Source organism: Microbacterium sp. BG28 (assembly GCF_034044005.1).
In the GTDB taxonomy this organism is placed as follows: domain Bacteria; phylum Actinomycetota; class Actinomycetes; order Actinomycetales; family Microbacteriaceae; genus Microbacterium.
Genome location: NZ_JAXCHA010000003.1, coordinates 524,025 through 539,794, shown reverse-complemented (window position 1 = coordinate 539,794; position 15,770 = coordinate 524,025). Strand labels below are relative to the sequence as shown.

The following is a 15,770-nucleotide window of genomic DNA, read 5'->3' as shown; positions in this document are numbered from 1 at the left end:
GGCTCACAGGATGCGGGACACGGCTGGGTCAAGCGACGGCGAACACGGCCGCCACGGCGCTCACCGCGCGCCCCGTCCGGGCCGCCCGCGTCAACCCCGGAGGGCGGCGATGGGTTCGATGCGGGCAGCGCGGCGCGCGGGCAGCCATCCGGCGGCGAGCCCCACGACGGCGCCGAGGAAGGCTCCGCCGACGGCGACCAGGGGGTTGATCACCGGGCTCCACCCCGCGATCACCGACACCACGACCACCGAGAGCACGGCCACCGCCGAGCCCATGATCCCGCCGAGCATCCCGATGATCGCGGACTCCGCGATGAACTGCCCCGCGATCTGCCGCGGGGTCGCGCCCAGCGCCCGGCGCAGCCCGATCTCGGGCGTGCGCTCCATCACAGAGAGCAGGGTGACATTGGCGATGCCGAGTCCCCCCGCCAGCAGCACGATGACACCGAGCGCGATGAACACGACGTTGACGTCGGCTTGCACGTTCTGGCTCAGGTCGCTGCGTCCGCTGGGGGCGGCCACCTTGATCTGGTCGGGGGCATCGGGGGCCAGGGCGAGGGGCGCCTGATCGCCGATCTGCGGACCCGCCCCGACATCGACGCGCGCCTGGATGCTGCCGGGAGCCGCCAACGCGAAGTCGGCGCGCGCGGTGCCCACCGGGATGATGACCGCGTCCTGCAGATCGGCACGCCGCTCGAAGGAGTCGACGATGCCGATGACGGCATACGCCATCCCGTCGATGAAGATCGAGGGTTGACTGTCGACGCGGTTGATGGCGAGTCGATCGGCCTCGCGGGCTCCGAGCACCGCGACGCGGTCGCCGCGCGCGTCATGCCCGGCATCGAACATCCGCCCCTCGGCGACGCGTCCGCCGAGCGCGTCGAGCAGTCCCGCGGATGAGGCCACGACGGGTGCCGGAGCTGCGGATGCAGCCGACGGGTCGTATACGGGCACCGCGGTGATCGCGGCGCCCGCGGGCAGCGTCACCTCGGCGAGGGTCGCCGCAGCGACCACACCCGCGAGCCGCTCGACACGCTCTGCCCCGTCCCAGGGCAGACGCGCCGTGGCGACGGAGGCGCCGGACTGCGTGCGCGCCTCGGCCGGCGTGATCTCCACCCGCGTGGCCGCGGCCTGGTCGAACTGGCGGGCGATCTGGCCCGCGGCCGTCTGCGCGAATCCGAGGGTCGCGACGAGGGCGCCGATGCCGAGGACGGTACCGGCGATGGTCATGATCAGCCGCGCGGGCCGCGAACCGATGTCGGCGGTCGCCTCGGCGACGAGGTCTTGCGACGTGAACCGGTCGACGCGGGGCGTCGGCGGCACCAGGGCGCTGAGGTCCACGCGCTCGCGGGCGGCGGCGCGGCGGCGTCTCATGCCACCTCGCTCAAGCGGCCGTCGGCGATCCGCACCCGGCGGTTCGCCCGCGCGGCGACGGCGTCGTCGTGCGTGATGACGATGAGGGTGAGCCCGTCGGCGCGCAGTTCATCGAAGAGGTCCATGACCTCGTCGGAGGTGCGACGATCGAGGTTTCCCGTGGGCTCGTCGGCGAGCAGGAGGCTCGGTCGGCTGACGACCGCGCGCGCCACGGCGACGCGCTGGCGCTCACCGCCCGACAGCAGCCCCGGCAGGAAGCCGGTGCGCCCGCCCAGCCCGACGCGTTCGAGCGCCACCCGAGCACGGTCTTCGCGTTCGCCACGCGGCACGCCGCTGTAGAGCATCGGCATCAGCACGTTGTCGAGCACCGTGCGCCGCGACATGAGGTGGAAGGCCTGGAACACGAACCCGATCCGGCGCGCCCGGACGGCGGCTCTGCTGTCCTCGTCGAGGGATGAGGTGAGCACACCGTCGAGGTGGTACTCCCCCACGCTCGGTCGGTCGAGCAGACCCAGGATGCTCAGCATCGTGGACTTGCCGGAGCCGCTGGGTCCGACGATGGAGACGTAGTCGCCCCGCTCGACGGTGAGGTTGATCCCCTTGAGCGCCTGCACCTCCGGAGGGCCGGGGAAGGACCGGGTGACGTCGCGCAGCTGCACGAGCGGCGCCTCGGACACCGCGTCGATCGCGGCCGCATCCGTCACGGCCGTGGCCTGCGTCATCGTCCGACCACGACCAGGTCGCCCTCGTCGACGGCGCCTTCGAGCGGGGTGATCTCCACCGCCCCGCTGGCCGCCAGGCCCGTCTTCACCGTGACCAGGCGGGTCTTCGCGTCGGGGTCGCGGGGGTCGCCTTCGACGACCTCGACCCGCGCCTCGCCGCCGGGCCCCGCCGTCAGGGCGGCGACGGGCACCGAGAGGACCTCGCCCTCGGTCGCGCCGACGGGGATGGCGACACGCACGTTGGAGCCCTGCATCTGCTGGATCTGCTCGGGTGTCAGCGGGTCGGGCTCCAGCTCGATCGACCAGCGCCCCGTCGAATCCTTGCTCGTGCTGGGGGCGAGAGCGGTGATGACAGCGCGGTGAGGCGTTCCGTCGGGCAGCTCGAAGCTCGCCTCGCCGCCCACCTGCAGCAGGGCCGCATCCGCTTCGCCGGCCGATCCGGTCAGGCGAACGCTGGCCCCGGACACGGTCATGGCGGCGCCCTGCAGCACCGCCCCGCGGGTGACGTTGACCGTGTCGACACGGCGCGGCAAGCCCGTCAGGTACAGCACCTCGGATGAGGGCAGGAAGGCCAGGGACCCCTCGCGGGCACGCTGCAGGTCCTGCTGCGCCTGCTGCACCTGCGCGTTCGCGGCGTCGACCGCTGCGCGCTGCGCGGAGGTGTCGGCGGGCGCATCCAACTGCTGCCGCTCGAGCTGGCGCAGCGCGAGCGTGTCCTGCAGATCTGCGATCTCGGATGCGGGGCGGTTCGCCGCGATCGCGTCGTTCACGGCGCGCTGGGCTGCCGCGACCGCGTTGTCGGCGGTCTTGACGGCGACGACGTCGGCTCCCGATCGCGCCTTGTCCAGGTCGGCCCGGGCCGCGGCGACGGCCTGCTGCGCCGAGCGCACGCCGGCCTCGGCGGCGCTCACGGCCTGGGCGGCGCCCTCATCCCCGGAGGGAGCCGGATAGCCGACGGCGGCATAGAGCGCCGTGATCCCGGCAGCCGTCTGGGCGTCGAACACGTTCGAGGCGGGGTCGCCCCCGTCGATGCCGACGCTGCGCAACGCGTTCTTGAGCTGTACGACATCGGGACCCGAGACGCCGAAGCGCAGGCTCCGGTAGGCGGGCAGGTCGCCGGGCAGCACGATCACGGGGCGTCCGGCGACCTCCAGCGCGATCGACAGGGTGTTCAGCTCCGCGCCCACCTCGGGCACCTGGCCGGTGACGACGGCCGGCCCCGACAGGGTGGCCGTGTCGATGGTCACCTCCACCGCATCCGCGTAGCCGACATCGGCACGGATCGTGACATCGTTGCTGAGCTCGCCGAACTCCACCGGGACTGTGATGAGTCCGGGCTCGGGAGCGTCTGCGCGGGATGCGGCTTCCACCGGCGAGACGACGAACGTCCCCACGAGCAGTCCGATCACGAGGCTCGCCACCGCCACGGCGGAGGTGATCCAGAGGGGACGGTTGCCGCGGAACACGCGCCCCCACCCGCGCAGGGCGGCGAAGCGCGCGCGGGGAGAACCCGCATCCTCCGCCTCGGTCGCGGCAGCAGCCGGATCCTCACCGAGCAGCTCGCGCGTGAGCGCGGAACCGTCCGAGGCGTCGTCGGGGGCGGGATCGACGTCGGTGCGTGCCACCTCGGTCAGCTCGCCTGCTCGGAGGCCGCCTTGAGGGCGTCGAGGTCGGCCTTGTTGTCGGCGATGAACTGCTCCTCGAGCGCGAACTGCACCTTCTCATACGCGTCGCGGTAGTTCGTCTTCTCACGGCAGTCGAGGTCGGCGATCGCCACCGCGATCTCCTCCTCGGCGAGCTCGTTGAGCTTCGGGTCGTCCTCGACGAACGCGGTCTGCCCGCTGTAGTACTCGTTCAGCTTGTCGGAGATGCTCGTCTGCGCATCGCCCTGCTTGGCGAAGCCGGAGTGGCCGGCGTCGGCCATGCACGACGCCCAGTCCGCGTCGATCTTCGCGAAGCCGGGGTCATCGGCCATCTTCGTGTAGAAGTCGTTGATGGCGTCGTTGATGCCCTGGAACTCTTCGTCCATCATCGGGTTGGCGCCGGACTCGTGCTGCGCCCAGCCCTGACATCCGGCCTTCGTCCAGTCGTACTCGTAAGAGCCGTCTTCGCCCAGTTCCTCCTCGGTGGGAGACGGGCCGTACAGCGCCTCGTAGAAGGCGGCCTGCTCCGACTCCGAAAGGCTCGAAACGTAGTCCTGGTTCGGGTCGACGTACTGCTCCTGGTCCGTCACAGGCTCGTCGCGGCCGGGGTAGTTGATCATGCCGTAGCCGTACTGGGTCACCCAGTCGCGGTCGTCCGGCTTCCACTCGCCGTCGCTGCCGCTGCTGAAAGACACCGACTGGATGTTGGGCGTGTAGTCGAAGCCCTCCTCCGACATGCACTGCGCCACGAGGTCCTCGGACTTCTTCTGCTGCTCCGTGAAGCGCGCCTCCTGCTCCTCGGGAGACAGGTCACCGCCCCAGATCGAGGACAGGTAGGCCGACAGCGGAGACTCGGGACGCTCGTCGCCCCTGTCTGCGTCGGCGGGTGAGCAGGCGGCCAGTGCGAGCGCCGCGGCGACGGTGAGCGGCGCGATGGCGAGCAGGCGTGAACGAACCATGATTCCCCCATAGGATCACCGGCGCCGATGCGACGACGCACATCTTCAGCTTAGGGATCGCATAGCGACTTCCCATCTGGGAAGACGCCGCGCATCCGCTCCGTCCCATCGGATAGGGTGTCGCCCGCTCAGATCAGGGGCAGCCGCGCACGCAGAACCGCGCCGCCCGTCGCGCCGGCGGAGAGCTCGAGCGTGCCCCCCACGACGTCGAGCTGCTGGCGCAGGCGAGCGAGTCCCGACATCCGGGCGTCCGCCGCGGGCGAGGCGCCGTCGCTGACGACCTCGAGCAGCAGGACACCGCGCGTCACGCGTGCGGCGATCCGGATGCGGCGCGCACCCCCGTGGCGCAGCGCATTCGTCTGGCCCTCCTCCAACACCCGCACGACGACGATCCGCATCCGCTTGTCGATGCGCGCGCCCAGCACGGCGAGCAACGGCGACGCCTCGTCGACGATCTCGACGTGCGCAGGAGTACGCGCCGCGAGCGCACGCACCGCGGGAGCCAGACCCCGGTCGAGATCGACGGGGTACAGGCGCTCGCTCAGGGTGCGCAGTTCGTGCTCGCGCAAACGGGCGAGCGTGTCGGCCACCGCGACGATGCGCTGCGGCGTGGGAGTGGCGGCGGCGATGTCGCGCAGCTCCGCCTCCAGCACGACGAAGGTGCCCTGCACGGAGCCGTGGATCGTGGCGGCGACGTCCTTGCGCACCCGCAGCTCCTCGGCGCGCACATCGTCCATGAGGGTCAGCGCTCGCTCCTGCGCCTCGATGCGGGTCAGATCGGCCTCGCGCGCGCGCCGCCACACGTCCGCGAACTGGAGCCCGCTGGCGAGCGCGAGCAGCGCCAGCAAGAACGTCATCGCCGTCTCCAGGACGACCACACGCACGGCGCCCTCCGACGCCGTATCCACCACGCCGCTGAGCACCTGCAGGAGGGATCGGGTGAGAGCGCCGGCGACGCCGAGCGAGAGCACGATGACGAACCGCGCGCGCGTGCCGCGCCGTTCCGGATGCAGCAGAAACGCCCCGCCGACGACGATCGCGACGGCGGTGAAGTTGTATGCCCAGCGCAGCAGGATCTCGGAGAGCGGGTCGGGGGCGAGCTGGCGCATGTCGTCGGAGACGACCCCGAGCACGAGCACGGCCTGCACGCTGGCGAGCACCGCACCCAAGCCCGCCACCAGCGCGGTCGCGGAGACCATGATGCGCGAGAGCGCGCGCTCCTCGGATGCGGCCGCGCGCGCCACCGGAGAGACAGTGGTCGATCCGGCGCGACGGGCACGGCGGATCAGTCGGTCGGAGAGGGGCGAGGTCACTCTCGTTCGCGACGCCCGCGCACGACGATGGTCACCAGGCTGGCGAATCCGACCAGGCCCAACGCGCCCCACACCCACGGCAGACCCTGTGTCGCCGCAGCCGCCCACGCGGCAGCACTCGCGAGAGACATCGCACGCCCTTCCCAGACAGGCGACTCCCCCAGGAGACCGCCGTGACGAACCTAGCCCCGCCGCGGCCGACACGAGTGCGCGGCTGAGTAGTTTCCCCCGGCGTCGCAGGCGTCCGGGAAGTCCGATGAGCGTTATCGTTCACCGGCCCGAAATAAGGCCTGTGGCAGGATGGTGCGCGATACTCCCGATCTGAGAGGCACCATGGAACTCAGCGACTACATCCGGGTTCTGCGGAAGAACTGGCTGATCATCGTCGTCGCGACTCTCGTCGGGCTGGGGGCGGCCGCCGGATACTCGCTCACCCGCACGCCCCTCTACGAGTCGCAGGCCTCGGTGGTCGTCTCGACCCAGTCCAGCGGCAGCGTGCAGGAGATCTCCCAGGGCTCGAACTTCACCCAGCAGCGCGTGGCGACCTACGTCAACGTCGCGACGAAGCAGCTGGTGCTCGATCCCGTGATCCGCGATCTCGGCCTCGATATGAGCGCCGGCACCCTGGCCAAGAGCGTGAGTGTCAGCAGCGTGCTCAACACCACCTTCATCACGATCGCCGTGACCGATGCCGATCCCGTCCAGGCCGCCGACATCGCCAACGCCGTGGCGGCCCAGCTGCCGCTCGCGGTCCAGGAGATCGAGCCGTCGACCGGCGGCGAGAGCCCGGTCCGTCTCACGACGGCGAGCACGGCGGTCCCCACGAACGTCCCGGTCAGCCCGAACGTCCCCCTGAACCTCGCCCTCGGTGCGCTCATCGGACTCGCCGTCGGCATCGGCATCGCGGTGCTGCGAACCGTCCTCGATACCCGCATCCGCACCATCCGCGACGTGAACCAGATCACCGACCGCCCGATCCTCGGCGCGATCCCGTTCGACGCGAAGGCGGCGGAGCGGCCCATCATCATCCAGGCCGATCCGTACAACACGCGCTCGGAGTCGTTCCGTGCCCTGCGCACCAACCTGCAGTTCATCGAGATGGACGGCGGTCACTCCTTCGTGATCACCTCCTCCATCCCGAGCGAGGGCAAGTCCACCACGACCGTGAACCTCGCGATCGCTCTGGCGGATGCGGGAAAGCGCGTCGCGCTCATCGACACCGATCTGCGCAAGCCGAAGGTGGCCGAGTACCTCGGCATCGAGGGTGGAGCGGGTCTCACGGATGTGCTGATCGGCCGCGCGAAGGTCGGCGACGTGATGCTCCCGTGGGGCAAGCGTCCGCTGTTCGTGCTGCCGGCGGGCAAGGTGCCGCCGAACCCCAGCGAGCTGCTCGGCTCGCGTCAGATGGCGCAGCTGCTCGAGGCGATCAGCCGCGACTTCGACGTGGTGCTCCTCGATGCTCCGCCGCTCCTGCCCGTGACCGATGCGGCGATCCTCTCGCGGGAGACGACGGCGGCGATCCTCGTCGTCGCCGCCGGTCGCACGACGACGGGTCAGCTCACCGCGGCGCTCACGGCGCTCGAGACGGTCGACGCGAAGGTGGGCGGCATCGTCATGAGCATGGTCCCCACCCGCGGGCCGGATGCGTACGGATACGGCTATGGCTACGGATACGGCGGCTACGGCACGTACGGCACGGCTCCGGAGCCGGCACCGGCGCCGAAGAAGAACGCACGCAAGCAGGCGCCGGAGGACGACGCCGGCCTCGACGAGCTCGTGAAGGGCTCCTGAGCAGAGAGGCGTTCGTGCGATGTCCTCACGTCGTCGCCCGATTCATCGCTCCACCCCCGTCAGTCGCGCGCTGACGGGGGTTCTCGTTTCCGTCCTGGCGGTCGCCGCCATCGCGCTCGCGGTGTTCGCGTTGACGCCGCGCACGCCGCCCGAGACGCGTCCGCTTCGCACGACGGCACCGTCCCCCGCGCCATCCGCCTCGCCATCGACGTCACCCTCTCCGACCGCGTCGGCGTCGTCCGCACCGGCAGCGTCGCCCGGGGCGGAGGAGCGGTTCCTCGCCGTGGGCGAGCAGGCGATGTGGCGCGCATCCGCGGGCGACTGTGGGACTCTCCCGCCGCTGCTGGAGCGGTCCACCGACGGAGGTCGGACCTGGAGCGACGTCACCCCGCGCTATCTCGGCATCGGCGAGATCCTGCACGTCGAGGCGTTCGTCGGCACGGAGGCGCGCATCGTGGCACGTATGGGTGCCACCTGCGAGACGCAGGGGCTGCGCACTTTCACGCAGGGGCGGTTCTGGGAACAGGATGCGGCCACCCTCGCTGCGGCGACCTATGTCGACCCCGCGGCACCCGCGGTCGTCGTGACCGGCTCGGGCCGCGTCGAGGCGCCGTGCCCGTCGCCCTGGGGCGCGCAGGGCGACGCCGACGCACTCACCCTCGTTTGCGAGGGCGTCGCGCAGCAGTGGGACGGCGGCGCGTGGCAGGCCGTCGCGGAACGCGCGGTGGCCGTCGTCGCGACAGCCGACGGCGCACGCGCCGCGCGCACCGATCCCTCCTGCGCGGGCCTCCTCGTGGGCGATACCTGCCTCGCCGACGCCCCCGCCGGCCCCGCCGCCCTCGCCTCGACGCCCGGCGCCGTGTGGCTCTGGGCCGGCGACACCGTCCGCGCGGTTCCCTGACTCTCGCGGACGGGCGATCAGGCGGCCGGTACAGCAGGGCGCCGTGCCGCACGGGGCACAGTGCGCGCACACCTCAGCCACACCAGTGCGCGCCACCCACCCGCACACCGCACGCCCGGTTCTGGCTGAGCCGCGCCCGAACTCCTGCATATCGGGCCCGCACACGGCCCGACGACCCCATCCGAGCCGGATCTGCAGGAGTTCGGGTGCCCCTGGCGATCCTGCCCGCGCGGCGCCCGCTCACGGTGAACGGCACCCGCATCCGCACGGGCGACCCGGTGGAGGCCACACTCCTCCGCATCCGCCACAGTCATTACCTGACGCACCTGCGCAAAGGTGACGCATCTGCGCACCTGCGACGCAACTCGCGCCCCGAGGGCACCCGGTCAGGACGGCCCTCGACGCAGCGCTACCCGACGAGCGGCCCGCCGAGCTTCCAGTACCCGAGGAACGAGACGCGGTCCTTCGGCACCCCGCGTTCGGCGGTCAGGTGGCGACGGATGCGGGTGACAGCCCCAGCCTCGCCCGCCAGCCACACGTACTCGGCATCCGCCACGGGCGTCTCGCGGACGGCCGCCTCGAGCGCTTCGCCGGCGACGGTGGCGCGCGGCACGAGCCGCACGTGCGCGCCCTCCGGTGCCACGGGGCTCACGATGTCGTCGCGCACGTCCGCCGCTTCCAGCAGCACGTCCGCGCGGCCGCCGTGGGGCAGGGTGCGCAGGATGTTGGCGATCGCCGGGAAGGCGGTCTCGTCGCCCACCAGCAACCACCGCGTGGCCCCGGCCGGCGCCTGCCAGTGCAGGCCGTAGCCGGTCCAGCCGTTGCGCCGGTCAGGTCCGGTGATCCACAGGCGCTCCCCCGGAGTCACGCCCGCGGCCCACGCGGATGCGGGACCGGGCGGGTCGTGCAACAGCACATCCACGTCGATCTCGCCCTGCTCGGGCCGGATCGCCGACGGCGTGTACGTGCGCAGCACGTTGCGCTCGGTCTCGGGCAGCGCCTTCCACCGGGCGTACCAGTCGGACGGATGCGGGGTGGGCTCGGCCATGAGCCCGAAGTCGGCGAGGCCCCCGTCCGGCAGCGGCAGCACGAGCTTGATCCGCTGGTCGAGGCCCCACGGGGCGAAGTCGCGGAGCTCGGGCGCACGAAGCGTGAGCCGCCGCCATCCCGGCGTGATCGTGCGCGCGGCGGCGACCGTCACGGCGAAGGCGCTGTACTCCCAAGATCGCATCATGCACCCCCGAGCGGCACGACGAGGGGGCCACCGGTCACCGGGTCGGCGATCACCATGTTGGGCAGGCCGAACACCTGCTCGACCCGCTCGCTGGTCACGACCTCGGCGGGTGTCCCCTCGGCGACGATGGCGCCGTCGCGCATCGCGACGATGTGGCTGGCGTAGCGGGCGGCGTGGTTCAGGTCGTGCAGCACGGCCACGATCGTGCGGCCCGCGCGGTTCAGCCGCCCGAAGAGCTCCATGAGCTCCACCTGGTGCGCGATGTCGAGGAAGGTGGTGGGCTCGTCGAGCAGCAGCAGGTCGGTCTGCTGCGCGAGCACCATCGCCACCCAGACGCGCTGGCGCTGCCCGCCCGAGAGCTCGTCGACCGGGCGCGGGGCGAGTTCGCGGATACCCGTCGCGTCGAGCGCTTCGTCGACGGCGCGCTCGTCCGCATCGGACCAGCGACGGATGAGGCCCTGGTGCGGGTAGCGTCCGCGGGCGACGAGGTCGGCGACCGTGATCCCCTCCGGGGCGATCGCGGTCTGCGGCAGGAGCCCCAGCCGCCGGGCGACCTCCTTCGCGGGGTAGGCGGAGATCGCGCGCCCGTCGAGCACGACGTTTCCGGACTGCGGCGCGAGCAGGCGCGAGAGCCCCCGCAGCAGCGTCGACTTGCCGCACGCGTTGGGGCCGATGATCACCGTGAACGAGCCGTCGGGCACGCGCACGGTGAGATCGGACACCACCGTCCGGCGGTCGTACGCGAGGCTCACCCCGTCGGCTACGAGGCGAGGGGCGGACGGATGCGGGGACTCAGGCACGGCGACGGATCTCCTGGATGATCGTGATGACGAGGTAGATGCCGCCGAGCGTGACGGTGATGACACCGGCGGGCAGCACGACGGGGAGCAGATGCTGCGCGATCACGTCGGAGGTGAGCAGCAGCAGCGCGCCGACAAGGCCGGCGAGCGTGAGTGAGAGGTATGGCGTGCGCGCGAGACGCCGCGCGATCTGTGGCGCCGCGAGCGCGACGAAGGCGATGGGGCCGACCACGGCGGTGGCGATCGAGACGAGCCCGACCCCCAGCAGCAGCGCCCCGCCGCGCACGAGAGCGGGGCGGGCTCCGGTCGCTGCGGCGACGTCATCGCCGAGGTCGAGCTGGCGAAGGCGCGGCACGAGGACGGCGGCACCGATGAGCAGCGGCACGGCGCAGACGAGTGCACCGCCGAGCGGCGCTGCGGTGATGCCGTTCAGCGAACCGGCTCCCCAGGCCGACGCGAACATCGCGGTCTCGAGCTCGACCTGCAGCAGCATCCATGTGTTGAGCGAGGCGAGCATGGCCGAGATGCCGATGCCGATCACGATGAGCCGGAATCCCTGTACGCCACCGCGTCGGGCGAGCGCGCCGATCACGAGCGCGACGCTCACGCCGCCGACGACGGCACCGATCGTCAGTGCGGGCCAGCTGCTCGAGACGAGGGTCAGGGTCAGCAGCATGCCGGCGAACGCACCGTTGGACAGACCCAGGATGTCGGGGCTCGCGAGCGGATTGCGCGTCACGGTCTGGAAGAGCGCGCCGCTCACGGCCAGCAGCGCGCCCAGCGCGACGGCCGCGAGTGTGCGCGGCAGCCGCCACTCGAGCACGACGGTGCGATCCAGGTCCGTCCCGCCGCCCGCGAACGCGGTGAGCACCTGGGCCGGGTCGAGTGCGTACGAGCCGAGACCGAGCGAGACGACGGCAAGCGCGATCACGGCAGCGGCGAGCGCGATTCCTACGGTCACGCTCCGCGCGCGCAGGCGGATGCGGAGTGCGCCGAACCCGACCTCGAACCGGCGGTAGCCGGCATCCACGAGCGCACTCATCCGAGCCCGCTCACACGCCGGCGCATCGCAAGAGCGATGAGCACAGGGGCGCCGACGAAGGCGGTGACGATGCCGGCGGGCATCTCGGCGGGGGCGATGAGCACGCGACCGAGCACGTCGGCGGCGAGCACGACGACCGGTGCGAGCACGACCGAGACGCCCAGGATGACGCGCTGGTCGACGCCGAACACCCACCGCGCGACGTGCGGCACCATGAGCCCGACGAACGCGATCGGGCCGACGAGCGCCGTGGCCGCTCCCGCGAGCAGGGTGACGGCGATGACGACGAGAACGCGGATGCGGCGCACGTTCGCGCCATGGGACCGGGCCACGTCGTCGCCGAGCGCCAGCGCGTTGAGCCCCGGCGCGACGGCGAACGCGACGACCAGGCCCACGGCGATGAAGGGGCCGATCGCGACGAGCGCGTCGGTTCCGGCACCGAGCAGGCTCCCGGCGTGCCAGCTGCGCATGGCGTCGAAGGCGTCGGGGTTGCTGAGCGTCATCCCGGTGACGAGCCCCGAGAACACGGCGCCGAGCGCGACGCCGGCGAGGGCGAGGCGGATCGGGTCTGCACCTCCGCGCCCCGACGACCCGATGAGGTACACGCCGAGCGTCACGACGAGAGCCCCGGCGAAGGCGAGCCAGACGAAGGATGCGGGATCCCGCATCCCGAGCAAGGCGACGCCGAGCGCGACGGCGAACGCCGCCCCCGCGTTGACGCCCAGGATGCCGGGATCGGCGAGCGGGTTGCGCGTGAAGGCCTGGATGAGGGCGCCCGCCACGCCGAGAGCCGCACCTGCGGCGATGCCGGCGAGGGTGCGCGGCACGCGCAGCTGCCACACGATGTACTGCGATTCGGGGGTGCCGCCGCCGGTGAGGGTGTCGACGACGACGCGCGGCGACAGGGGATTCGCCCCGAGCGCCAGCGAGAGCAGGACGGCGGCGACGAGGGCGCCCACGAGCGCGAACGCGCCCACGGCGACGCGCAGGCTTCGAGGCCGTGCGCGCCGCCGTGAGCGGGCTGCGAGGGTGAGGGTCACCGAGCGTTCGAGAGGTACTTCTCGATGTCGTCGAGCACCTTCATCGCACCCTTGGGGCCGACGCCGGAGACCCAGTAGCTGGTGTCGACGAGCGTGACGTCGGGGAACTCCGCGGCGTTCTGCGCGATGGCGGCGGGGATGAGAGAGGTGTCGGCGACGTCGGTGGCGGTCACGAACACGTGGTCGGCCTTCGCCTGCAGGATGTTCTCCGGCGAGATGTCGGCCTGGATGCCGTCGGCCCAGTCCTGGTCGGGAATGGTGAAGCCGACGCACTCGAGCAGGCTGCCCGCGAAGGAGGTGGGACCGTACAGGCTCAGCGTCGTCTCGTCGCGGGGACGGATCAGCTGCGCGGTCTGGCCGTCGACGGCGTGCTGCGTGCCGATCTCGTCGCAGCGCGCGTCGACGTCGCCGAGGAGCGTCTGGACCTCGTCCTTGTGCCCGAGCGCGTCGCCGATGAGCAGCGCGTTGTCGCGCCACGGATCGGCCTGCGTCGCGATGAACACGGTCGGGGCGATGGCGCTGAGCTGGTCGTACAGCTTCGAGTGACGCGCCTCGGTGCCGAGGATGAGGTCGGGCTTGAGGGCGGCGATCGCCTCCAGGTCGGGCTCCGGCACGGTGCCGACCGGCTCCACACCGGAGGCGTCGAGGTAGGCGGGGATGCCCGAGACGTTGCTCGCGACGGCAGCTCCGACGGGGGTGATGCCGAGGGCGACGGCGGTGTCGAGCTCGAGCGGCTCGAGCGTCACGACCCGCTGCGGGGCGGCGGGCACCTCGGTCGTTCCGCGGGCGTGCGTGACCTCGTGGGTGGCGGCTGCGGCGGGAGTGGATGCAGCGGGCTCAGCGGATGCGGCCGAGCAGCCGGCCAGGCCGAGGGCAGCGACCGCGGCGAGGGCGAGGGCTGCGAGGGAACGGGAGCGAGCGGGCATGCGGCCGCCTTTCGGGTGGTGCGTTCGGGACCCCGTCGCCGCGCCGCGACGAGCAGGTAAGCACAGCCTAACCAACCTTGCCATCGTCCTTCGACACCTGTGCACAGCGCAGACACGCCCGCTCCGCCTCGAGTGGGTGATTGGACAGGTGAATCAGGTCTGTTGACGCCCTCGGCCGTCTCCCCCGCTGCTTTACTTCCTGCACTGCCGGAGTCGGCGGTATTGGGGAGCGAGGGGACGCCGTGCGTTCGGATGGCAAGGATCGGCGGGCCCGCCTGGAGGCCATGATTGTGGGCGATCCCGGACGACTCCGGCGTCGCGCGATCTCGCTCGGGGCCGACCCGCAGGATGCCGATGACATCGCGCAGACGGTTCTGCTGCGCGCGTGGCGCTCGATCGACACGCTGCGGTCCTACGATGGCGGACCGCTCTGCGCCTGGCTGGACGTCATCGCACGGAACACGGTGCTGGATGCTCGTCGACCGCGCCTGTTCGCCGTTGGCCAGCCCCTCGAGGACGTCGCCTTCACGGCGACGGACGCGGTGGAGACGAATGTGGACACCCGCCTCGTGATGGAACGAGTGATCGCGGAGATCCGCAGCCTGCCCGAGATCTTCCTCGTGCCGTTCGTCCTGACCGTCGTAGAGAGCCGTTCGGCCACGGAGGTCGCCGCAGTGCTCGGCATCACACCCGCCGCCGTGCGGCAGCGGGTGTCGCGCGCACGCAAGAGCGTGGCCGCCGCCATCCCCGCGGCGTTCGACTGAGGCCATCGACGCCCGCGACACGCCGAAGACGGGTTTGTCACACGGCGCCGCCGCCCGAGTCCTCCTCTGACACGTACCCGTATCTCATCTTCCCGGAGGTTTTCTCATGTCTGACCGCATTCCTCGCTCCATCCTCGTCCCGGCGTCCGCGCTCGCGGCCGTCCTCGTCACGGGAGGCGCCCTCTGCTTCGGGGCCGCGGCGTCCTTCGCCGCGCCCACCGCGCCCCTCATCACCGCAATGATCTTCACGGGAGCCCCCGTGTCTGTCCCCGTGCCCGACGGCATGTGCTCGGTGAAGGTGATCGCTGACGGCGCCGCGGGAGGATCCTCCACGGATGGGATGCCGGGCGGGCGCGGCGCGCGCGTGGCCGCGACCATCGAGGTGACGGCCGGATCGACGCTCGTCGGCGATGTCGGTGGGTCGGGCACGTACGAATGGGGTGAGCTCAACGGCGGCTATGGCGGCGGCGGCACGGGCGGCGCGTTCATCGTGAACGGCGAGCGTTCCGCGTTCGCCGGCGGCGGCGGCGGCCGCACCAGTGTCAGTCTCAACGGCGAGCTCCTCATCGTCGCAGGCGGAGGCGGCGGCGGCGGCAACAGCCCGTGGGGCACCACCGGCGGCGTCGGCGGCGGCGCGGGAGCGGTGGGAACGGACGGAGCCTCCGGCATACCGGTGGGCGGCGGTCCCGGTGGAATCTCGGGGGATGCGGGCGGCGCGGGCGGCGCGAATGTGCCGACGAGCACGATCGGAGCCGACGGCCATGCAGCCGCGGGCGGTGTGGGCGGCGCGGGCGGTGACGTCTACGCGGTTCTCGCGGGAGCGGGCGGTGGTGGCGGCGGCGGTGTCGTCGGCGGTGGCGGCGGCGCGGCGGCAGCAGCCGAAGGTACGACGTTCGACGACAGCCCCGGTGGTGGTGGCGGCGGCGCGGGCTCGTCGATGGGTCCGGCCGGCGCCGTGATCACGACGAGTGAGTACAGGGAGGGCGGGGGCACCCTGAGCTTCGAGTTCGTCGCGTGCACGACGCCCGATCCGTCCTCGTCGACCGACCCCTCGACCCAGGCTGGCCCGTCTACGCCGACCGAAGCGAGCGCGCCGCAGTCCGGCACCGCTACTCCCGAGCGTCTGGCTTCCACCGGACGAGAGGCGCCTCTCGGGCTGATCGCCGCCGGCGCGGCGGCTCTGGCGACCGGACTGCTGCTCCTGCGCGGGCGCCGGACTCACTCCCGGCGGCATTGAGTCCTCGTGCGCGAGCCGCGTCAT

Annotated in this window: 15 protein-coding genes; 4 read left to right on the top strand and 11 right to left on the bottom strand. The window is 72.0% G+C overall.

All coding sequences use genetic code 11. The features are described 5' to 3' along the window. Positions 1–90: 90 nt before the first annotated feature. The 6 genes from SK224_RS13665 to SK224_RS13640 form a co-directional block, all read right to left on the bottom strand. Positions 91–1,374 carry an ABC transporter permease gene (locus SK224_RS13665; protein WP_320435218.1) on the bottom strand — a complete coding sequence of 428 codons (1,284 nt, stop codon included), beginning with the start codon at positions 1,372–1,374 and terminating at the stop codon, positions 91–93. Continuing rightward, a complete protein-coding gene (locus tag SK224_RS13660) occupies positions 1,371–2,096 on the bottom strand; it encodes an ABC transporter ATP-binding protein (RefSeq protein ID WP_320435217.1) in 726 nt (241 codons plus the stop codon). Before SK224_RS13660 ends, SK224_RS13665 begins: the two co-directional genes overlap by 4 nt. Continuing rightward, on the bottom strand, positions 2,093–3,721 hold the full coding sequence (locus SK224_RS13655) for a hypothetical protein (RefSeq protein WP_320435216.1): 1,629 nt from the start codon (positions 3,719–3,721) through the stop codon (positions 2,093–2,095). Before SK224_RS13655 ends, SK224_RS13660 begins: the two co-directional genes overlap by 4 nt. Before the next feature lie 5 nt (positions 3,722–3,726). Further along, entirely contained in the window at positions 3,727–4,698 is a 972-nt protein-coding gene (locus tag SK224_RS13650) for a hypothetical protein (RefSeq protein ID WP_320435215.1), read from the bottom strand. 128 nt (positions 4,699–4,826) lie between these two features. Next, entirely contained in the window at positions 4,827–6,011 is a 1,185-nt protein-coding gene (locus SK224_RS13645) for a hypothetical protein (RefSeq protein ID WP_320435214.1), read from the bottom strand. Continuing rightward, positions 6,008–6,142, bottom strand: coding sequence for a hypothetical protein (locus SK224_RS13640; protein WP_320435213.1), 135 nt, complete (start codon positions 6,140–6,142; stop codon positions 6,008–6,010). Before SK224_RS13640 ends, SK224_RS13645 begins: the two co-directional genes overlap by 4 nt. Positions 6,143–6,344: 202 nt before the next feature. Here SK224_RS13640 and SK224_RS13635 point away from each other — a divergent pair, with 202 nt between their 5' ends. Then, positions 6,345–7,802 carry a polysaccharide biosynthesis tyrosine autokinase gene (locus tag SK224_RS13635; protein WP_320435212.1) on the top strand — a complete coding sequence of 486 codons (1,458 nt, stop codon included), beginning with the start codon at positions 6,345–6,347 and terminating at the stop codon, positions 7,800–7,802. Positions 7,803–7,821: 19 nt separating this feature from the next. Continuing rightward, positions 7,822–8,703 carry a hypothetical protein gene (locus SK224_RS13630; RefSeq protein WP_320435211.1) on the top strand — a complete coding sequence of 294 codons (882 nt, stop codon included), beginning with the start codon at positions 7,822–7,824 and terminating at the stop codon, positions 8,701–8,703. Positions 8,704–9,112: 409 nt separating this feature from the next. Here the strand turns inward: SK224_RS13630 and SK224_RS13625 are convergent, their stop codons facing one another. The 5 genes from SK224_RS13625 to SK224_RS13605 are packed head-to-tail and all read right to left on the bottom strand — an operon-like array spanning position 9,113 to position 13,745. Beyond that, positions 9,113–9,937, bottom strand: coding sequence for a siderophore-interacting protein (locus tag SK224_RS13625; RefSeq protein ID WP_320435210.1), 825 nt, complete (start codon positions 9,935–9,937; stop codon positions 9,113–9,115). After that, positions 9,934–10,737: an ABC transporter ATP-binding protein gene (locus tag SK224_RS13620; protein ID WP_320435209.1), complete on the bottom strand. Its 804-nt coding sequence runs from the start codon at positions 10,735–10,737 to the stop codon at positions 9,934–9,936. Before SK224_RS13620 ends, SK224_RS13625 begins: the two co-directional genes overlap by 4 nt. Beyond that, entirely contained in the window at positions 10,730–11,779 is a 1,050-nt protein-coding gene (locus SK224_RS13615; protein WP_320435208.1) for a FecCD family ABC transporter permease, read from the bottom strand. The genes SK224_RS13620 and SK224_RS13615 overlap by 8 nt, the downstream gene beginning before the upstream one ends. Then, the gene (locus SK224_RS13610; RefSeq protein WP_320435207.1) at positions 11,776–12,819 is read right to left on the bottom strand and encodes a FecCD family ABC transporter permease; all 1,044 of its coding nucleotides are present in this window, start codon (positions 12,817–12,819) and stop codon (positions 11,776–11,778) included. Before SK224_RS13610 ends, SK224_RS13615 begins: the two co-directional genes overlap by 4 nt. Then, the gene (locus SK224_RS13605; protein WP_320435206.1) at positions 12,816–13,745 is read right to left on the bottom strand and encodes an iron-siderophore ABC transporter substrate-binding protein; all 930 of its coding nucleotides are present in this window, start codon (positions 13,743–13,745) and stop codon (positions 12,816–12,818) included. Before SK224_RS13605 ends, SK224_RS13610 begins: the two co-directional genes overlap by 4 nt. Positions 13,746–14,029: 284 nt before the next feature. Between SK224_RS13605 and SK224_RS13600 the strand changes: the two genes are divergently transcribed. Both SK224_RS13600 and SK224_RS13595 read left to right on the top strand, forming a co-directional pair. Then, entirely contained in the window at positions 14,030–14,509 is a 480-nt protein-coding gene (locus SK224_RS13600) for a sigma-70 family RNA polymerase sigma factor (RefSeq protein ID WP_320435205.1), read from the top strand. A 106-nt stretch (positions 14,510–14,615) separates the two neighbouring features. Further along, a complete protein-coding gene (locus SK224_RS13595) occupies positions 14,616–15,746 on the top strand; it encodes a hypothetical protein (protein WP_320435204.1) in 1,131 nt (376 codons plus the stop codon). The last annotated feature ends 24 nt before the right edge of the window (positions 15,747–15,770 follow it).